This window comes from Streptomyces sp. NPDC057682 (genome assembly GCF_042799575.1).
Taxonomy (GTDB): Bacteria; Actinomycetota; Actinomycetes; order Streptomycetales; family Streptomycetaceae; genus Streptomyces.
In genome coordinates, this window is record NZ_JBHVIN010000003.1 from 1 (window position 1) to 13,740 (window position 13,740).

The 13,740-nt window shown below is 68.8% G+C and carries 13 protein-coding genes and 4 pseudogenes; 6 read left to right on the plus strand and 11 right to left on the minus strand.

The window, feature by feature from the left end; genetic code table 11:
* Positions 1-15: 15 nt before the first annotated feature.
* Positions 16-561 (minus strand): replication-relaxation family protein, encoded by a 546-nt coding sequence (locus ACFVDM_RS05280; protein ID WP_383633567.1) that lies wholly within the window; start codon positions 559-561, stop codon positions 16-18.
* 778 nt (positions 562-1,339) lie between these two features.
* Between ACFVDM_RS05280 and ACFVDM_RS05285 the strand changes: the two are divergent.
* From ACFVDM_RS05285 to ACFVDM_RS05295, 3 pseudogenes are all read left to right on the plus strand, one after another.
* Positions 1,340-2,351: pseudogene (locus ACFVDM_RS05285) on the plus strand (DUF6192 family protein).
* 2 nt (positions 2,352-2,353) lie between these two features.
* A pseudogene (locus tag ACFVDM_RS05290) lies at positions 2,354-2,772 on the plus strand (RacP protein).
* 71 nt (positions 2,773-2,843) lie between these two features.
* Positions 2,844-3,691: pseudogene (locus tag ACFVDM_RS05295) on the plus strand (IS5 family transposase).
* Positions 3,692-3,749: 58 nt separating this feature from the next.
* Here ACFVDM_RS05295 and ACFVDM_RS05300 read toward each other — a convergent pair.
* From ACFVDM_RS05300 to ACFVDM_RS05330, 7 genes are all read right to left on the minus strand, one after another.
* Complete coding sequence (locus tag ACFVDM_RS05300; RefSeq protein ID WP_383633570.1) at positions 3,750-4,559, minus strand: class I SAM-dependent methyltransferase; 810 nt, start codon at positions 4,557-4,559, stop codon at positions 3,750-3,752.
* 761 nt (positions 4,560-5,320) lie between these two features.
* Positions 5,321-5,758: a DUF4259 domain-containing protein gene (locus ACFVDM_RS05305; RefSeq protein ID WP_383633573.1), complete on the minus strand. Its 438-nt coding sequence runs from the start codon at positions 5,756-5,758 to the stop codon at positions 5,321-5,323.
* 55 nt (positions 5,759-5,813) lie between these two features.
* Entirely contained in the window at positions 5,814-7,166 is a 1,353-nt protein-coding gene (locus ACFVDM_RS05310) for a transposase (RefSeq protein WP_383634434.1), read from the minus strand.
* Positions 7,167-7,584: 418 nt separating this feature from the next.
* Positions 7,585-8,445: a PhzF family phenazine biosynthesis protein gene (locus ACFVDM_RS05315; RefSeq protein ID WP_383633576.1), complete on the minus strand. Its 861-nt coding sequence runs from the start codon at positions 8,443-8,445 to the stop codon at positions 7,585-7,587.
* Positions 8,433-9,320, minus strand: a complete 888-nt coding sequence (gene nadC / locus ACFVDM_RS05320; protein WP_383633578.1) for a carboxylating nicotinate-nucleotide diphosphorylase — start codon at positions 9,318-9,320, stop codon at positions 8,433-8,435. Before nadC ends, ACFVDM_RS05315 begins: the two co-directional genes overlap by 13 nt.
* 179 nt (positions 9,321-9,499) lie before the next feature.
* Positions 9,500-9,793 (minus strand): DUF1330 domain-containing protein, encoded by a 294-nt coding sequence (locus tag ACFVDM_RS05325; RefSeq protein WP_383633581.1) that lies wholly within the window; start codon positions 9,791-9,793, stop codon positions 9,500-9,502.
* A gap of 38 nt (positions 9,794-9,831) precedes the next feature.
* Complete coding sequence (locus tag ACFVDM_RS05330; protein WP_383633584.1) at positions 9,832-10,395, minus strand: carboxymuconolactone decarboxylase family protein; 564 nt, start codon at positions 10,393-10,395, stop codon at positions 9,832-9,834.
* A gap of 102 nt (positions 10,396-10,497) precedes the next feature.
* Here ACFVDM_RS05330 and ACFVDM_RS05335 point away from each other — a divergent pair, with 102 nt between their 5' ends.
* Entirely contained in the window at positions 10,498-10,773 is a 276-nt protein-coding gene (locus ACFVDM_RS05335; protein WP_383633587.1) for a winged helix-turn-helix transcriptional regulator, read from the plus strand.
* A gap of 124 nt (positions 10,774-10,897) precedes the next feature.
* Here ACFVDM_RS05335 and ACFVDM_RS05340 read toward each other — a convergent pair whose 3' ends face one another.
* From ACFVDM_RS05340 to ACFVDM_RS05350, 3 genes are all read right to left on the minus strand, one after another.
* Positions 10,898-12,331: an MFS transporter gene (locus tag ACFVDM_RS05340; protein ID WP_383633589.1), complete on the minus strand. Its 1,434-nt coding sequence runs from the start codon at positions 12,329-12,331 to the stop codon at positions 10,898-10,900.
* Positions 12,328-12,690, minus strand: a complete 363-nt coding sequence (locus ACFVDM_RS05345) for a MarR family winged helix-turn-helix transcriptional regulator (protein ID WP_383634436.1) — start codon at positions 12,688-12,690, stop codon at positions 12,328-12,330. Before ACFVDM_RS05345 ends, ACFVDM_RS05340 begins: the two co-directional genes overlap by 4 nt.
* A 258-nt stretch (positions 12,691-12,948) precedes the next feature.
* Positions 12,949-13,257: a hypothetical protein gene (locus ACFVDM_RS05350; protein ID WP_383634438.1), complete on the minus strand. Its 309-nt coding sequence runs from the start codon at positions 13,255-13,257 to the stop codon at positions 12,949-12,951.
* Between ACFVDM_RS05350 and ACFVDM_RS05355 the strand changes: the two are divergent.
* Together ACFVDM_RS05355 and ACFVDM_RS05360 are read left to right on the plus strand one after the other, a co-directional pair.
* Positions 13,192-13,359, plus strand: a pseudogene (locus tag ACFVDM_RS05355) (transposase); the annotation flags it as partial. The gene ACFVDM_RS05350 and the pseudogene ACFVDM_RS05355 overlap by 66 nt on opposite strands.
* Complete coding sequence (locus tag ACFVDM_RS05360; protein WP_383634440.1) at positions 13,345-13,716, plus strand: DUF5110 domain-containing protein; 372 nt, start codon at positions 13,345-13,347, stop codon at positions 13,714-13,716. The pseudogene ACFVDM_RS05355 and the gene ACFVDM_RS05360, both read left to right, overlap by 15 nt.
* Positions 13,717-13,740 lie beyond the last annotated feature (24 nt).

Below are 13,740 nucleotides of genomic sequence, written 5' to 3' on the forward strand. Positions count from 1 at the left end.
TGGTCTGTACGTGCGTCAGGGCCTCGCGCCGCCAGGTGGCCGCGTCGTCACCCGCGACCGGCTCCATGAACCGCTGGACCGGCACGTCCCCGGCGGGTGCGGCACCTCCCCGTATGAGCCCTGGGGGGCGGTCCAGCGGGTGCGCCACATCGGGCGCTCCTTGCCGTCGGTGTCCTTCACCTTCCGGCGGTAGAAGCGGGCGTACTTCTCCAGCTTGTCCGCGAGCTCGTCCGCGGTCTCGTGGCAGTTGTCGACCTCGATGAACAGCAGCGGCACCCCGTCCTGCGGGGCGGTGAGCACGAGGTCGGCCTGGGCGCCTCCCTTGCCCGGCGTGTTCCAGGTGCCGGTCGCCGGGAGCGGGACCTCGGTCCAGTACGAGGCGATCGTGCCGATCCCGTCCGGGGAGTCGACGATGGCCTGGGCGGCGGCCCGGACGCGGGGCGGGTCGCCGGCGAGCTTGGCCATGTTCGGCTTCGGGCGCAGCAGTGCGATCACGGTCTCGTTGACAGCCATCGGGTGGGCGGCGCCGCTGGAGCCCGCGCCGCGCGCGGTGGAGCCCATCTGCGTCGCCCGGCGCCGCAGTTCGTAGGAGGCGGCCTCCAGGCCCTTGGGGTCAGATTGCGCAGGGCGTCGCCGGTTTCAGTGGAGCCGCCGTTCCCGGACAGGCCGTGCCCCCGCATGTCGGAGAACGCGGCGGTGCGCGAGGCGGTGCGGGCCTGCTTCCGCTTCGAGGGGGTCGGCTTGTCGGCGTGCCGATAGGTGAGGTGCGGGGCGCTGATCCGCTGGATCTGATCCGTCGTAGCGACCTTCAGTGCGTGTTTCTGATCCCCGGTTCTGAGTAGCCTTGGGTCATACGCTGGCGTGGTGTCCAAGGGCACCGAGCGGGCCGGGGAGAGGAACTGTCGGGCTTGTGGCGAACGGCTGAGGTCGGGTGCGCGGCCTGATGCCGTTTTCTGTTCTGCGGCATGTCGTGCCAGGCAGTGGCGTACGGAACGCCGGTTGCGCAAGCGCCTCTCGGCCGTCCAGGGCGGTGCGGACGAGGCCGAATGCCCCGAGTGCGGGGTCCGCTGGGTCGCTGGCGCCGACCGGCGCTCGAATGCGTCTACTGCTCGCGCCGGTGTGTGGTGAGGGCCTGGAGGCGCCGGAAGGAAACGTTCGGCGAACGGGCACAGTGACCGCATCGCGAACGCATCCTGAGTCCAGCTTCGGTCGGAACCAGGTTATTTGCGGTCGTTCGTTGTGATCAGCGAATTTCCGGTCTGACTCTCGGTGATGAGCGGGTCGTGTCCACGTCACGGGCTTCAGCTCCGTGCCCGGCCCGCATGGGTGGTGAGACACCATGCCGGAGGAGATCGACAAGGTCGGAAACGTCAGCCAGCAACGCTACGAGCAGATCGTGGCCGAGCTGCGGGAAGTGGTCGAGCAACAGACCCAGGGCCAGTTCACGATCGGGGACCGCGCGCTGGAGATCGAGCCGATGCGCCGGCCCGAGGACGGCAGTCAAGCTTCTGCCGGGCCAGGACCTGTTCACGGTCCGCCAGGCCCTGACCAGGCTCGCGGAGGACATCGGCCTGAAGCGAAGCACCGTGGAGAACGCGCGGTGGACAGCGTCGCGCTGGCCGCGGGAACATCGTCAGGCGGGTGTGTCCTTCACGGTTCACCGGGTCCTGGGCAGCATTCCTGACGAGGAAGAGCGGTTCGCCGCGATCAAGACGCCGCCCGAGGCCAAGAACCGGTGGACAGTCGACGACGCCAACCGGCGGGTGGGACGCCAAGTCAAAAGCCCGGCATCTCCACAGGAGAAGATCACCGCGATCCACACCCTTGCCCGGGACGAGGACGTCGCCGCGGCGGTGACCACGGACTTCCTCAAGCGTCCGACGGTGGCGGCCAAGGTCCCCGACCACGACAAGGTCCGGGTGGTGGAGGAGTTCACCCGGGACGAGCACGTCGCCACCCAGGTGACCACAGGTCTGCTGCGTCGCCCGGAGGTCGCCTTCAAAGCGATGAGCGACGACACCGCCCGCCACCAGGTCAATCACGCCCAGGTCGAACGGGGCAGGCAGGCCCGCGAACACTTCGAGGACACCAGCCCAGTCGCTCCGGCGGTCCGTCACATCGACCGGACGGTGGAGTTCCTGGACCTGGTCACCGCCTGCCACTCGTTCGTGGCCGCGGCCGGCCGAGCCGTCCCCGGCCTGCGCGATCGCACCCTCGGCGAGGACGAACGCACGATCGTGCACGCGAACGTGGCGAAGGTGCGGGCGACCCTCGACTGGATCGAGACCGCGGTCGACACCGGCAAGGTCGACATGGACGGCGAGCTCGCCAAGATGCTGCGGGGCGAGTAGTCGTGCCCCGCGCCTCGCGGCGCCGGGGCGAGGCCGCACGGCGGCATGCCGACACCCTCCGGTTCGTGTTGTTCGAGGCCAGGCCCGCAGGGCTGCTGTTTCCCCAGTTGGTACGCGCCGGCGGACTGTCCCGAGCCAGGTGAGAGCGGGCCTTGCCTGCCTGCGCGACATCATCGCGGAGAACGGCTGGCCGCCACTGATCTGGACCAGGGCCGATGGCTACCAGCTCGGTGCCGAACGCGCCGCGCTGGAGGCATACGAGAGGGCCGTGCTCATCGAGAAACTGACCGAGTTCAGGCGGTTTATCACCGGCACGGTCGCTCCGCACGCCGCCGCCCACCCGGGTGACAAGTGGGTCAAGCACATCGTCGCGCAGCTCAGCTCCATCGAATCCACCCTCGACCTCGTCGTCTCTTCCTGACCACCAACGGGTGGGCGCCCGGCCCCTGGCCGGGCGCCGCTCCCAATCTGACTTGGAGAGAAGCCGCCGCCATGCGTCAGCGTCGCTATCCCTCCGACACCACGAACGCGGAATGGGCCCTGCTCGAACCGCTGTTGCCGGAGCCGGCCTGCGAGACCAGCCGCGGCGGCCGGCCGGAGAAGCATCCCCGCCGCGAGATCGTTGACGCTATCCGCTATGTCGTGGACACCGGATGCAAATGGCGTGCCCTGCCTGCGGATTTCCCGCCTTGGCGGACGGTCTGGGGTTCATGGCCCGCTGGGCTGCGGTCGGGATCGTCGGCCAGATCCGTGACCACCTCTCTGGGCGGATCCGCCGTGACATGGGCAAAGGGCCCAGGGCGGTGGCCACGGTGATCGACTCCCAGAGCGTGAAGGCCGCCGAGACAGTCTCCAGGGCGACCCGCGGCTACGACGCGGGCAAGAAAATCAACGGACGCAAGCGCCACCTGGTCGTCGACACCCGCGGCCTGCCTCTCATGGTCATGGTCACCCCCGCCGACCTGCACGACGCCGCGGCCGCGAAGGAAGTCCTCTTCCGCCTGCGCCTGATGCACCCCGAGATCACGATCGTGTGGGCCGACTCCGCGTACGCCGGGAAACTCGTCGACTGGGCGAAACAGCACCTCCACCTCACCATCAAGCCGGTCAGCCGACCCAAGGACGCCTCCGGCTTCGTCGTGCTGCCCCGCCGCTGGGTCGTCGAGAGGTCGCTCGCGTGGATGATGCACGCCCGCCGCCACGCAAGGGACTACGAACGGCTCATCCAACACTCCGAGACCTTGATCACCTGGGCGGCTATCACTCTCATGACCAGGCGCCTCGCCCGGAAAGGCGCGACCCCCAGCTGGCCGAGGAAACCGACCGCCGTCGACGGCTGACCGGCGAAGGAACGCTGGACAAAAGAAGCCTCAGCCCATCCACTTGCGCAGGGCAACGTCAAGCCTGGCCATGCGCCATCAGGGCTGCGTGAGGCAACACCAGTACACCGCCCGGAGCGGCAAACTCCACGCACAACGACTCAAAGTGGTTTTTGATCTCGGCAACGACCAACGGATTCTGACTCGTCACAATCTGGCCTATGGTCGCCACTCCGGCGGCCGGTCCGCTCCACCACTCCGCAAGCGTCGTCTGGTGGTCCCAGGTCAAGGTGTCGCAGACGACGTCCGTCAGACCCGCCTCACCGAGCAACGCAGCGAAGCCCTGTTCAGTGCGGAGGAAGTCGTCTTCAGGAGCAAGAGCCGGCAGGTGAGCAGGACGCGTGACACCTGCCGCCTGGACAGCCCTACCCAACAGGGCCTGCCCGGCGGCCGCGGGAACCGCCCAGATGGTGACGGCTATCCGCCCGCCCTGCCGCGTCACCCGTCGCAACTCCCTCAGGGCTTCCCGAGGCCGTCCGACATGATTGAGGACGAAGTTGCCGACCACGGCATCGAACTCGTCGTCGGCGAATGGCAAACACGGCAGAGCACCAAGCCGCACGTCAGCTTCCGGAACCGCCAGCGCGGCCTCGGCGACCATGCCAGGTTCGGCATCCACCGCCGTCACCTTCGCTCCCCGCTCATATGCAACTGCGGCGGCGGTGCCCGTGCCCGTCCCCACATCGAGGACCCGTACACCCTCCCTGACCCCGGCAGCGTCGAGGAGCTCAGGCACCGGATACGCGCAGAGTTTGGCAAAACTCGCAGCATAGGCATTGGCCTGCCCCGCCCACGCCCGCCGCTCGGACTCATCAAACGCCGTCTGCACTACTCGTCCCCTCACCGGAACAACCACCGCCGTGACAACAACCCTGCGGCCCCGACGCTAACCCATAGCTGATCAACAGCGTCTGGGGATCAGAAACACGCACTCAGCGCTCCGAGCACGCGCAGCACGTCGCCCCGGGAGCTGTTCGTCGACCCCGCCGGGTTGATCTCCGCTTCCCCGCCATCAGCCCTGCTCCCCCACTGTCCACGACCGGCCGCCGGCGGACCGGCGCTGCGGGCCGCGCCCGGCCTGAAAGGGCGTCCGGACCCCGGAACCCGATGATCTCCTCCACTACAGACATCAGGAGTAGATAAGAGGGTTGTGACGGCAGTTTTCGCGCCCGTTCGCGCGCTGACAAGGGGTTCTTCTCCAGGCGGGGGTGCCGGGCACCAAAGGGGGTTCCCAAGGGCCCTTCGAAGGGGCCGCCCAGGAAGTCCCCTTGGGCTTGCCCAGTCCGGGCCAGCGTTCGGGTCCGGTCGGCCCGAGCGGTACCGCTGCCCGGCCCCCGGGTGAGTAGTCGGCATCGTATCGTCTCCTTCACCGGCCCCGGCCGGAGTGGTCGGAGATCGAGAGAGCAACGTGCAGGGAACCCCCTTGTCCGCGGTCTAACCGTGGCCAGGTCAAGGAGAAACACGACGGCGGTCGGGCCGGTGACAGAGGTCGACAAGGAGTCGGGGCCGGGTTCGCGATCGGACCGGTGGCTTTGTTCACGAGTTTCGGTTCTGGCTCAACTTCTGTGGTCCGTGACTTTCGGTCAACGATCAGATCTCGAAGAGGGCTTCCTCTTGTGGCGGGATCGGAGGGTCAAGGAGGTCGCGGAGGCGGGTGATCTCCTGACGCCACTTCGACCAGTTCGCAGCTTCGGCCCACTGCTCGGCGAGTTCAGACCGGTCGGAGACCACTCCGTCCAGGGCGTCGACGGCGAGCATTCGAAGGTCTGCGGGCAACTCCGGCACCGGCTCTGATGGGCCATAGTTCAAACACACCGGCTCGCCCTCGTGATGCTGGGCGACGACCAGGGCAGCTGCGGCCACTGCACGCTCGCCGTCGTAGATACCGAGGAAGTCCACGGGGCTGGCGGCGCGTACGAGCACACCGCGGATCGTGGGTTCGCGTTCTTCCCACGCTGCCTCGTCCAGATCACCCCCGAAGTCGGCGGCGGTGTCGTTGTCGAAGGGGCCGGTATCCCAGATGCCCATGTCTCTCCTTGCGTGGCCGTCTGGAGGATCGTCGCACTGGCCACCGACAACGAGGTCACGAAGCAAGCAGCACCCGCTTGCGCAGGAGTTTGAAGCCAGCGCGTCCGTACATCTGTCGCTTGATCATTTTGATGCGGTTGACGTGGCCTTCCACGATGCCTGAGCTCCAGGGCAGGGTCAGGCCGGCTGTGACAGCTGCGAGGTCACGTTCGAGGCCGTTGATGAAGGTGTGCATGCTGGGCAGGTCGTCGGCCCGGACCGCCGCTATCCACTCGGGGAGCCGTTTTCCTTGTCGCTGAGTGAGCATCTGTCCGAAGGAGCGGACGTGGCCAGTGAGGGCGTCCAGCGCGGGGCAGTGGGCCAGAACGGACTTCAGTTTCAGCCGGTCCTTCTGCGCAAGGGCGTCCGGGTGGGTCAGGATCCATCCGGAGACTGTCCTGGGCGACGGCGGCCGACCATCCGGCACGGTGTCCCGGAAGGGGCGAAGGTAAGCACGGACAGCCCCGTACCCGCCGGCGTATCCGTGGCTCTGGATCTCCTTCCAGAGGGTCCAGGCGTTCGTGCAGCCCTCGGCCCATCGCTCGTGCAGGTACGGCTTGAAGTCGTCGAGCTTCGTCCTGCGGTTCTGCCACTGGCCTTGGAAGAGGTCTTCGGGGCTTGCCGCGTCGGCCAACCGCTGAACGGTGCGGTAGGTCATCCGGAGCTGACGGGCGACTGTCCGCCGGCTGTGTCCTTCGCCGAGCATTTCGTGCACGATGGCGTGCTTCTCGCGAGTTCGATCGGCGAAGCGGTGTCCAGTCGGCCACGGGGATGTGCCAGCTTCGGGGGCCGGTGATGCGGTGACGCTCTCGGAGCTGGGAACCGTGAATGGCGCTCGCAGACAGGTCCGATGGCGCGATACGCATCGCTCGGTGGCTTCGCCGAGGTTGCGCCAGAGATGGAAGCGGTCGGCGACCTGCACCGCGGTGGGAGCCCCGGTGCTGGCGCCTTCGGCGAAGAAGGGGGCACGATCGCGACAGACCACCTCAACCTCAGGGCACTCAGCGAGCCAGGCAGCGACAGTGGCTGCCTCACGGTCCGGCAGCAGATCCACTAGCCTGCCGGTTTCGACATTGACCAGCACGGTCCCGTAGATACGACCCTTGCGCATCGCGTACTCGTCGATTCCCACCACCCGCGGGGCCGATGGCTGAGGGTCAGGCATCGCATCGACCAGCCGAAGCACCGTGCTGCGGCTGACCGAGATTCCGAAGACGTCCGCAAGACGGGCTCCAGCGCGGCCGGCCAATGCAAAACCCACCTCGGCCAAGGCCGAACGAAGCCGGTCGGTCCGCTGAGCGTGACGGCGGGTCAGTCCCGGGATCTGCTCAGCGAAGGTCTGCCGTCCACAGGATGTGTCCGCGCAGATGAACCGTCGGACTGCAGGCGCAGCACCACGCGCCTACCCGCGCTGGGTAGATCGGCAGGAAACCGCAGGTAAGTCCCATGAAGCCGGCTCGACCCCCTTCCACAGCCGGGACACTCAGCACCAGCCGACTTGCGGGCGATTCCGATCCAGATCGCCTCGCCGTCGTCCTCCGCTGACATCACCGCGACTTCAGGGTCCGACAGGAACAGGAGCTCTTCCAGACGCAGCAGTACTTCGTTCACGGCCCCGAACTCTCGGGCACGACAAGGCAGCCATGGGGCATTTCAAGACGATCGAGCGAGAGCCAACATGGAGATCAACAGTCACGGAGCGTGGATGCTCCACAGAAGTTGAGCCAGAACCGTAACTCACCAACAAAGCCAGCGGGAAGGCGGACGAACTGGGTGGACGTCAAACCTCAAGCTTGACGCACGACTGTTCGTGCGAGAGTTGCTTGGCCCCCAACTCGGACTGGGTGTTCCAGGTGGGTGTTGTCGATGGTTGCCGTGATGGTGGATGGGTTGCCGAGGAGATCGCCCATGTCGACGGTGAGGCGGTCCGTGCCGAATCGGGCCATGTGCGCGGCCAGGCAGGCTGTGCTGTTGGCGTTGGCGATGTCCTCGGGGACGCCGATCGACGGGGCGAACATCCGAGCGGCTGCCCGGCCGTGCCGGTCCGGGATCGAGTAGGCGTAGCAGCCCAACAGGCCGTAGCGGTCGCAGGCGGCACGTAGCAGGGCGAAGTCTGGGGAGAGGTCGGCCAACGCGGCGCGCGATCGGACTGGCAGGAGAAGCCTCGGCCGCCCATTCGAGGCCACGCAGGCGTTGCCGACGACGGCTTCGCCAGCCAGGCCGAGGCCGGCTGTGACCGCCCTTAGCTCGGGTGCCTGGGCGACGCGCAGGTTCACCGGGCCCGGGTCGAATGACGCTGTCACGCTGTCGCGGTTTCGGATGGCCCGGCCTTCGAAGCTGCGGCTCGTCGTACACAGCACGGCGTGGTGGTCGCTGCCGCCTTCGCGTACGGCGAGCAGCGCCAGGGCCGCGACGGTTCCGTGGCCGCAGGCAGGCAGTTCGCCTTCGGCGGTGAAGAACCGGAGCGAGTACGAGGGACGGCCGCGCTCAACTCCGGTGGCACGGATGAAGACGGCGTGCGAAGTGCCCAGTTCCCCGGGAATGCGGCATCGCTCCTCGTCGGTGAACGACGCTTCGTCGAGAACGGCGGTCGGGCTGCCGCCCCGGCCCTGCCGCTGACACGCGTCGATGACCACTACCTCGGGCATGGCACCGGGTCGGTCGTCAGCAGCATCGTCATGTCCAGCGCGGGCGCGCTGTGCGTCAACGCGCCGACCGAGATGAGGTCGACTCCCGTCTCGGCGATGGCGCGGCCGCTGTCCGGACGGACGGTGCCCGAGGCTTCCAGCAGGATCCGGGAGGCGTCGGCACGCTCGGCCCGGACTTTCACGACCATTTCGATGTCGGCCACCGGCATGTTGTCGAGCATGATCCAGCGGGCCCCGGCATCGAGGGCCTGAACGGCCTGCGCCACGGTCTGCACTTCGACATCGGTCTCCACCTTCTGCCCGGTGCGCGCCATCCCGCGCCGGACCGCGTCGATCGCGGTGGTCACGCCGCCTGCCGCGGCGATGTGGTTCTCCTTGAGCAGCACCATCGCCGCGAGGTTGAGCCAGTGGTTGCGGCCGCCGCCGACGGTCACCGCGTACTTGTCCAAGGCGCGCAGGCCCGGCGCCGTCTTGCGGGTGTCCAGGATGCGCGCCTCGGTCCCGGCCGCGGCCTGGACGTAGCGGTCGGTGAGCGTCGCGATGCCGCACATGCGCTGCAGGAAGTTCAGCGCCGTACGCTCCCCGGTGATCAGGCTGCGCGCCGAGCCGGACAGGCGCACCAGGACATCGCCGCCGGTCAGCCGGGCGCCGTCGGGGACGAGCGCTTCCACCGTGACCTCGGGGTCGACCTGGTCGAAGACCTCGGCGACCACGGGTAGACCGCCGGCGATGCCGCATTGCCGGGCGCGGATCTCGGCCACGGCCGCCATGCCTTCGGGAACGCTCCACGCGGTGGTGATGTCCTGGCCCGACTGATCCTCGGCCAGGGCAGCGGCGACGGCGGTTCGCGCCGCCTGTGAGGGGAACTCTGTCATGGTCCGTGGTCTTCAGTCCTGTGGTTACGGGCCGAAAATCTGAGGTGTCCCGCGCGCGGACCTCTGTCAGAACCGGTTGCGCTGGCACCCTCGGCGGCAGTGGGCGGGGCGTCGGCAAGCTCGGCAGCCCGCCGCTGCGACCACTCGGTGACCGAACGCAGGGCCTCGCGGGACCTCGGTCAGTCGATGCCTTCGACGATGCGGAAGTCGCGCTCGACGCCGTCGGAGAGGGCGACCAGCGCCTCCTGGTAGGCCGCACTCTCGCGCGCCGCGACGGCCTGCTCGAAGCTGTCGAACTCGACCAGGACGGTGCGCTCGGCGATTCCGGCGTCATGCGCCACGACCCGACCGCCAAGGACGATGGTCCGGCCGCCCGCGGGCTCGACGGCCAGGCGGGCCAGCTTGTTGTAAGCGGCCAGCTTCTCAGGGTCTGAAATGGTGCGGTAGACGCTGACCCAGTAGCCCTTGGGCATGGAACCTCCAGTGTTGGGATGAATGCACGTGACTTGGATCAGTGTGCGGAGATCGGCTCGGTGCCGGGTTCAAGGGGCAGGCGGAGCGCCCTGACGGCGAACGAGATGGCGTGGTACCAACCGCAGACCAAGACCAGATCGAGTGCGGCATCTTCATCGGCGACAGCGACCAGGTTCGCCCAGGTGTCGTCGGAGAGGTCAAAGGTCGCATGGAGCTCGTCGACCGCTTCGAGCACGGCACGATCGGTAGTGTGCCAGCAGTCGTCCGTCGGCCTTCCCTTCGCGAGGGACGCGAGCTGCGCCGCGTCGAGTCCCACCTTCTCGGCGAAGCCCGCGACGTGCACAGCCCACTCGTAGTCGGCGCCACACAGCGCGGTGGTCCTGTCGATGACCAGCTCGCGCTGGCGCAGGGTGAGAGCGGAGCGCCGAGAGAAGTAGTAGCTTCCCCAGCCCGCGATGGAGCGGGCGAGCTCGGGCCGGCGGGCCCACACCCGGAACAGCTGGATGGGGGTATGCCCGAGGAGCTCAAGGGCCTCGCTGGCTCCCTCGCCATAGGGCGGCGAGAGCGGCTCGATGCGAGGCTGCTTCGATTTCAGAGGCATAGCGGGACGTTAACATTGACGCTTCGGAAAGGGAAGCAGATGACACGACCAGCACCACTCCCAGGCCGCCGGGTCCGCGGCTCGCACACGGGACGCCCGATCATGGCGCTCCTGGACCTCTTGGGCCGACGCTGGGCGCTGCGAGTCCTGTGGGAGCTGCGGGACGGCTCATCTCCGACCTTCCGCCAGCTCCAGCAACGATGTGGCGGCGTCTCATCAAGCGTCCTGGCAGACAGGCTTCGCGAGCTCGGACAGGCCGACCTCGTCGAGCACGCCGGCGAGGGGTACCTGCTCACTGAACAGGGCAGGACCCTTCAAGAATCTCTCGCCCCGCTCGATGATTGGGCCTCCGGTTGGCGGCCCAAGGCGGCGGACTGACGGCCGTGACGGCAGGACGGGCTCAGTCTCTCCAGTGGGCGCAGAGAGTCGCGACTCCATGTTCATCGGGACCGGTGCCCGCCTTGTTGCCGAGGCTCCCCGCACCGCGTATTTGCGCGAGCGCTTACGGGTTGGTTTCGGACGAGCGTAGGCGGGCGAGAGCGAGGCTTGTCAGCGTCGTGATCGCCATGGCGCCGATGCCGACCAGCGCCGCGGTGGTGTAGGCGCTGTCGTCGGGGAAGAGGCGGCCGGGGCCGGTGCCCCCGGCGAGGATCAGGCCACCGATGGCGCTGCCCAGGGAGTACCCGACGCTGCGGACGATGTAGTTGAAGCTCATGGCGCTCGACGTCTCGCTCTTGGGGGTGACGGCCAGGATGACGCCGGGCATCGCGGCCGAGAAGGCGCCGACGCCGAAGCCGAGCACGCCCATCGCCGCGAACAGTTCGGCCAGGTCCGACCGGGCCGCCGCGAACAGGGCGAACCCGCCGCCGACCACGACGGCGCTGCCGGCCAGGAGCAGGGGGTCGGCGATCCGCGTCCGCAGCCGCGGCCTGAGCTTGCCGGCGACGAATCCCAGCACCGAGAACGGGATGAGGACCAGCCCGGCGACGAAGGTCGTCAGCCCGAAGCCGTAGCCGGCGCCGTGCGGCGTCTGCGCGTACCGGGTGATGAGCGTGAGCAGGAGGTACATGCCGATCCCGCCGACGAACATGGCGAGGTTCGCCCCGGCGACCGCAGGGTGCCGCACCGCCCGCACATCGACCAGGGGCGTCGTGCTGCGCAGCTCCACGACGGCCCAGACGCAGAGCAGCACCACCGCGACGACGGCGAGGCCCGCCGCCACGGCGAGGTGCCGCATCCACAGATTCCGTTCGCCGGCGAGAAACAGCACCAGGAGCAGCGCGGCGGCCAGGACGACCGCGCCTGCCACGTCCACGTGGGCGGAGCGGCCTTCGGGGGCTTCGGGTACGGAGCGCCACGCGGTCAGGAGGGCGGCGGCGGTGACGACCAGGCCGAGGCCGTAGGCGGCCCGTACCCCGCCGAGCTCGGCGAGCAGTGCGGCCAGCGGGTAGCCGACGCCGGCTCCGATGATCGAGACCACCGAGATCTGGGCGATCACGGTCGCGCTGCGCCCCTCGGGGAGGTGGTCCCGGGCCACGCCCATCATCAGCGCCGTCAGCCCGAGCCCGACGCCCTGGGCCGCCCGGCCGGCCAGCAGCCACGCGAACGGCAGTGGCAGCACGGTGAGCGCGCTGCCGGCGACGACGACCGCCAGCGTGGTGAGGATCGTGGCACGCCGGTGCGGGCCGGTTCCGAGCCGGCCCAGGACCGGCGTGGCGACGGCACCGCTGAGCAGCGCGATGGTCAGCGTCCACTGCGCGCTGCCGAGCGAGACGTGGTATGAGGTCGCCACGCTGGTGATGAGCGGCGTCCCGAGGCTGGCGACCGCCGCCACGACCAGAGCGATGAACATCAGAGCGGGCACCAGCAGCCGCGCCTCGGAACGGGCCACCCGGAACGCCTTCACCGCGTCGCCGCCGACCGGCTGCCCGGTCACCGCTTCGGCGCTTCGCGGTCCCGGCTTTCGAGCTCTGCCAGATGCTTCAGCGCCGGAAGGGCCGCCACCAGCGCCTCGACCTCGTCGCCGGTGAGCTCGCCGATCAACCGCTCGAACGCGTGGACGCCCACCTGGCGCCGCGTCCGGACATAGGAGGCGCCGGCCTCGGTCAGGCACACCAGCGTGACCCGCTTGTCGGACGCGTCGCCCCGCCGCTCGACCAGGCCGGACTCCTCCATCACCCGGACCAGGGCGGTCATCGCGGGCTGGGTGACGCCCTCGACCGCGGCCAGATCGGTGATGCGCCGCGGGCCGGTCCGGTCCAGGGTGGCCAAGGTGGCGGCGGACGTCAGGCTCATGTCCCGGGGCAGGCGTCTCGCGGCCCTGGTGGCCAGGCCGTAGAGGGCTGCCCCGATGGCGGCGGACGCGCCAGGAGCGGTGTCTTGACGACTCATGCTAGAAGCATAGCATTTTTATATTCATAGTTTATGGAAATGTTCGACTGGCGCGGGCGACCTCGACCGCTGGAGCCGGTGACGTGGGGATGCCGCGTTCGGCACGGACCCCGTCGTGCGCGAGCGGGCCCGCTCCGAGCTGCTCGGCGTTGCCCAGATCGGTCAACTGCATGAACCGTACGGCGCGGTGCGGTCTGCGGCGGCGGGCAGCGCCCGCCCGTCGGCGCCGTCGGTGATCTGACGGCGGAGGCGTTCGATCTCCTCGTGCTGGGCGGCCAGCCGAGAGATCGCCAGCTGCTTGAATCCGGTGAGCTGCTCCACGAGCTGGTCGCGGTCCGCGACACGCTTCTTCAGTTCCTCTCGCTCGGCCTCCAGCCGCTCGATCCGCGCCTCACGCGGGTCGACCTGTGGTCGCTGATCGAGCCGTTGTTGCCGGCCCCGGGGCCGAAGCAGGTGGCGAGGGTGCCGGATCGGCGGGCCCTGTGCGGGATCCTGTCTGTGCTTCACACCGGCATCCAGTGGGAGTTCCTGCCTCAGGAGCTCGGTTTCGGGTCCGGCATGACGTGCTGGCGGCCAGGAGGTCACGTCCGGGCTCGTCCCGAGCCGCACGCATGCCGTCGCTCACGACGGGGCGGCCGGTGCGGCGGACATCACCCTCAGATCGCCCCGGGCGGTTCCGGTTCGTTCAGCCTGTACGAGGACGACGGGGGCGCTGCAGGCAAGGCCCGGAGCACCACGACGAAGGTTTCGCACAAGGAGTCCGGCAGACGCCACACGGTGTCCGTCGTCCCGGCGAAGGGGTCGTTCCGGGGCCAGGCGAAGGACCGCGCGTGGACCTTGTCGGTCAAGGCCGACCACGCGCCCCAGCGGGTCACCGCGAGCGGGACGCACCTGTCCGCTCAGGCGTACACGTGGGACGCGGGGTGGTAGACGCTGACCGTCACCCTGCCGAAG

Bases quoted from the DNA above. Each gene is read 5' to 3' on its own strand.
- ACFVDM_RS05325 (WP_383633581.1), bottom strand. From the start codon at position 9,793: ATGCCCAAGGGCTACTGGGTCAGCGTCTACCGCACCATTTCAGACCCT.
- nadC (WP_383633578.1), bottom strand. From the start codon at position 9,320: ATGACAGAGTTCCCCTCACAGGCGGCGCGAACCGCCGTCGCCGCTGCC.
- ACFVDM_RS05345 (WP_383634436.1), bottom strand. From the start codon at position 12,690: ATGAGCCTGACGTCCGCCGCCACCTTGGCCACCCTGGACCGGACCGGC.
- ACFVDM_RS05335 (WP_383633587.1), top strand. From the start codon at position 10,498: ATGGCGCTCCTGGACCTCTTGGGCCGACGCTGGGCGCTGCGAGTCCTG.
- ACFVDM_RS05315 (WP_383633576.1), bottom strand. From the start codon at position 8,445: ATGCCCGAGGTAGTGGTCATCGACGCGTGTCAGCGGCAGGGCCGGGGC.
- ACFVDM_RS05360 (WP_383634440.1), top strand. From the start codon at position 13,345: ATGACGTGCTGGCGGCCAGGAGGTCACGTCCGGGCTCGTCCCGAGCCG.
- ACFVDM_RS05305 (WP_383633573.1), bottom strand. From the start codon at position 5,758: ATGGGCATCTGGGATACCGGCCCCTTCGACAACGACACCGCCGCCGAC.
- ACFVDM_RS05330 (WP_383633584.1), bottom strand. From the start codon at position 10,395: ATGCCTCTGAAATCGAAGCAGCCTCGCATCGAGCCGCTCTCGCCGCCC.
- ACFVDM_RS05280 (WP_383633567.1), bottom strand. From the start codon at position 561: ATGGGCTCCACCGCGCGCGGCGCGGGCTCCAGCGGCGCCGCCCACCCG.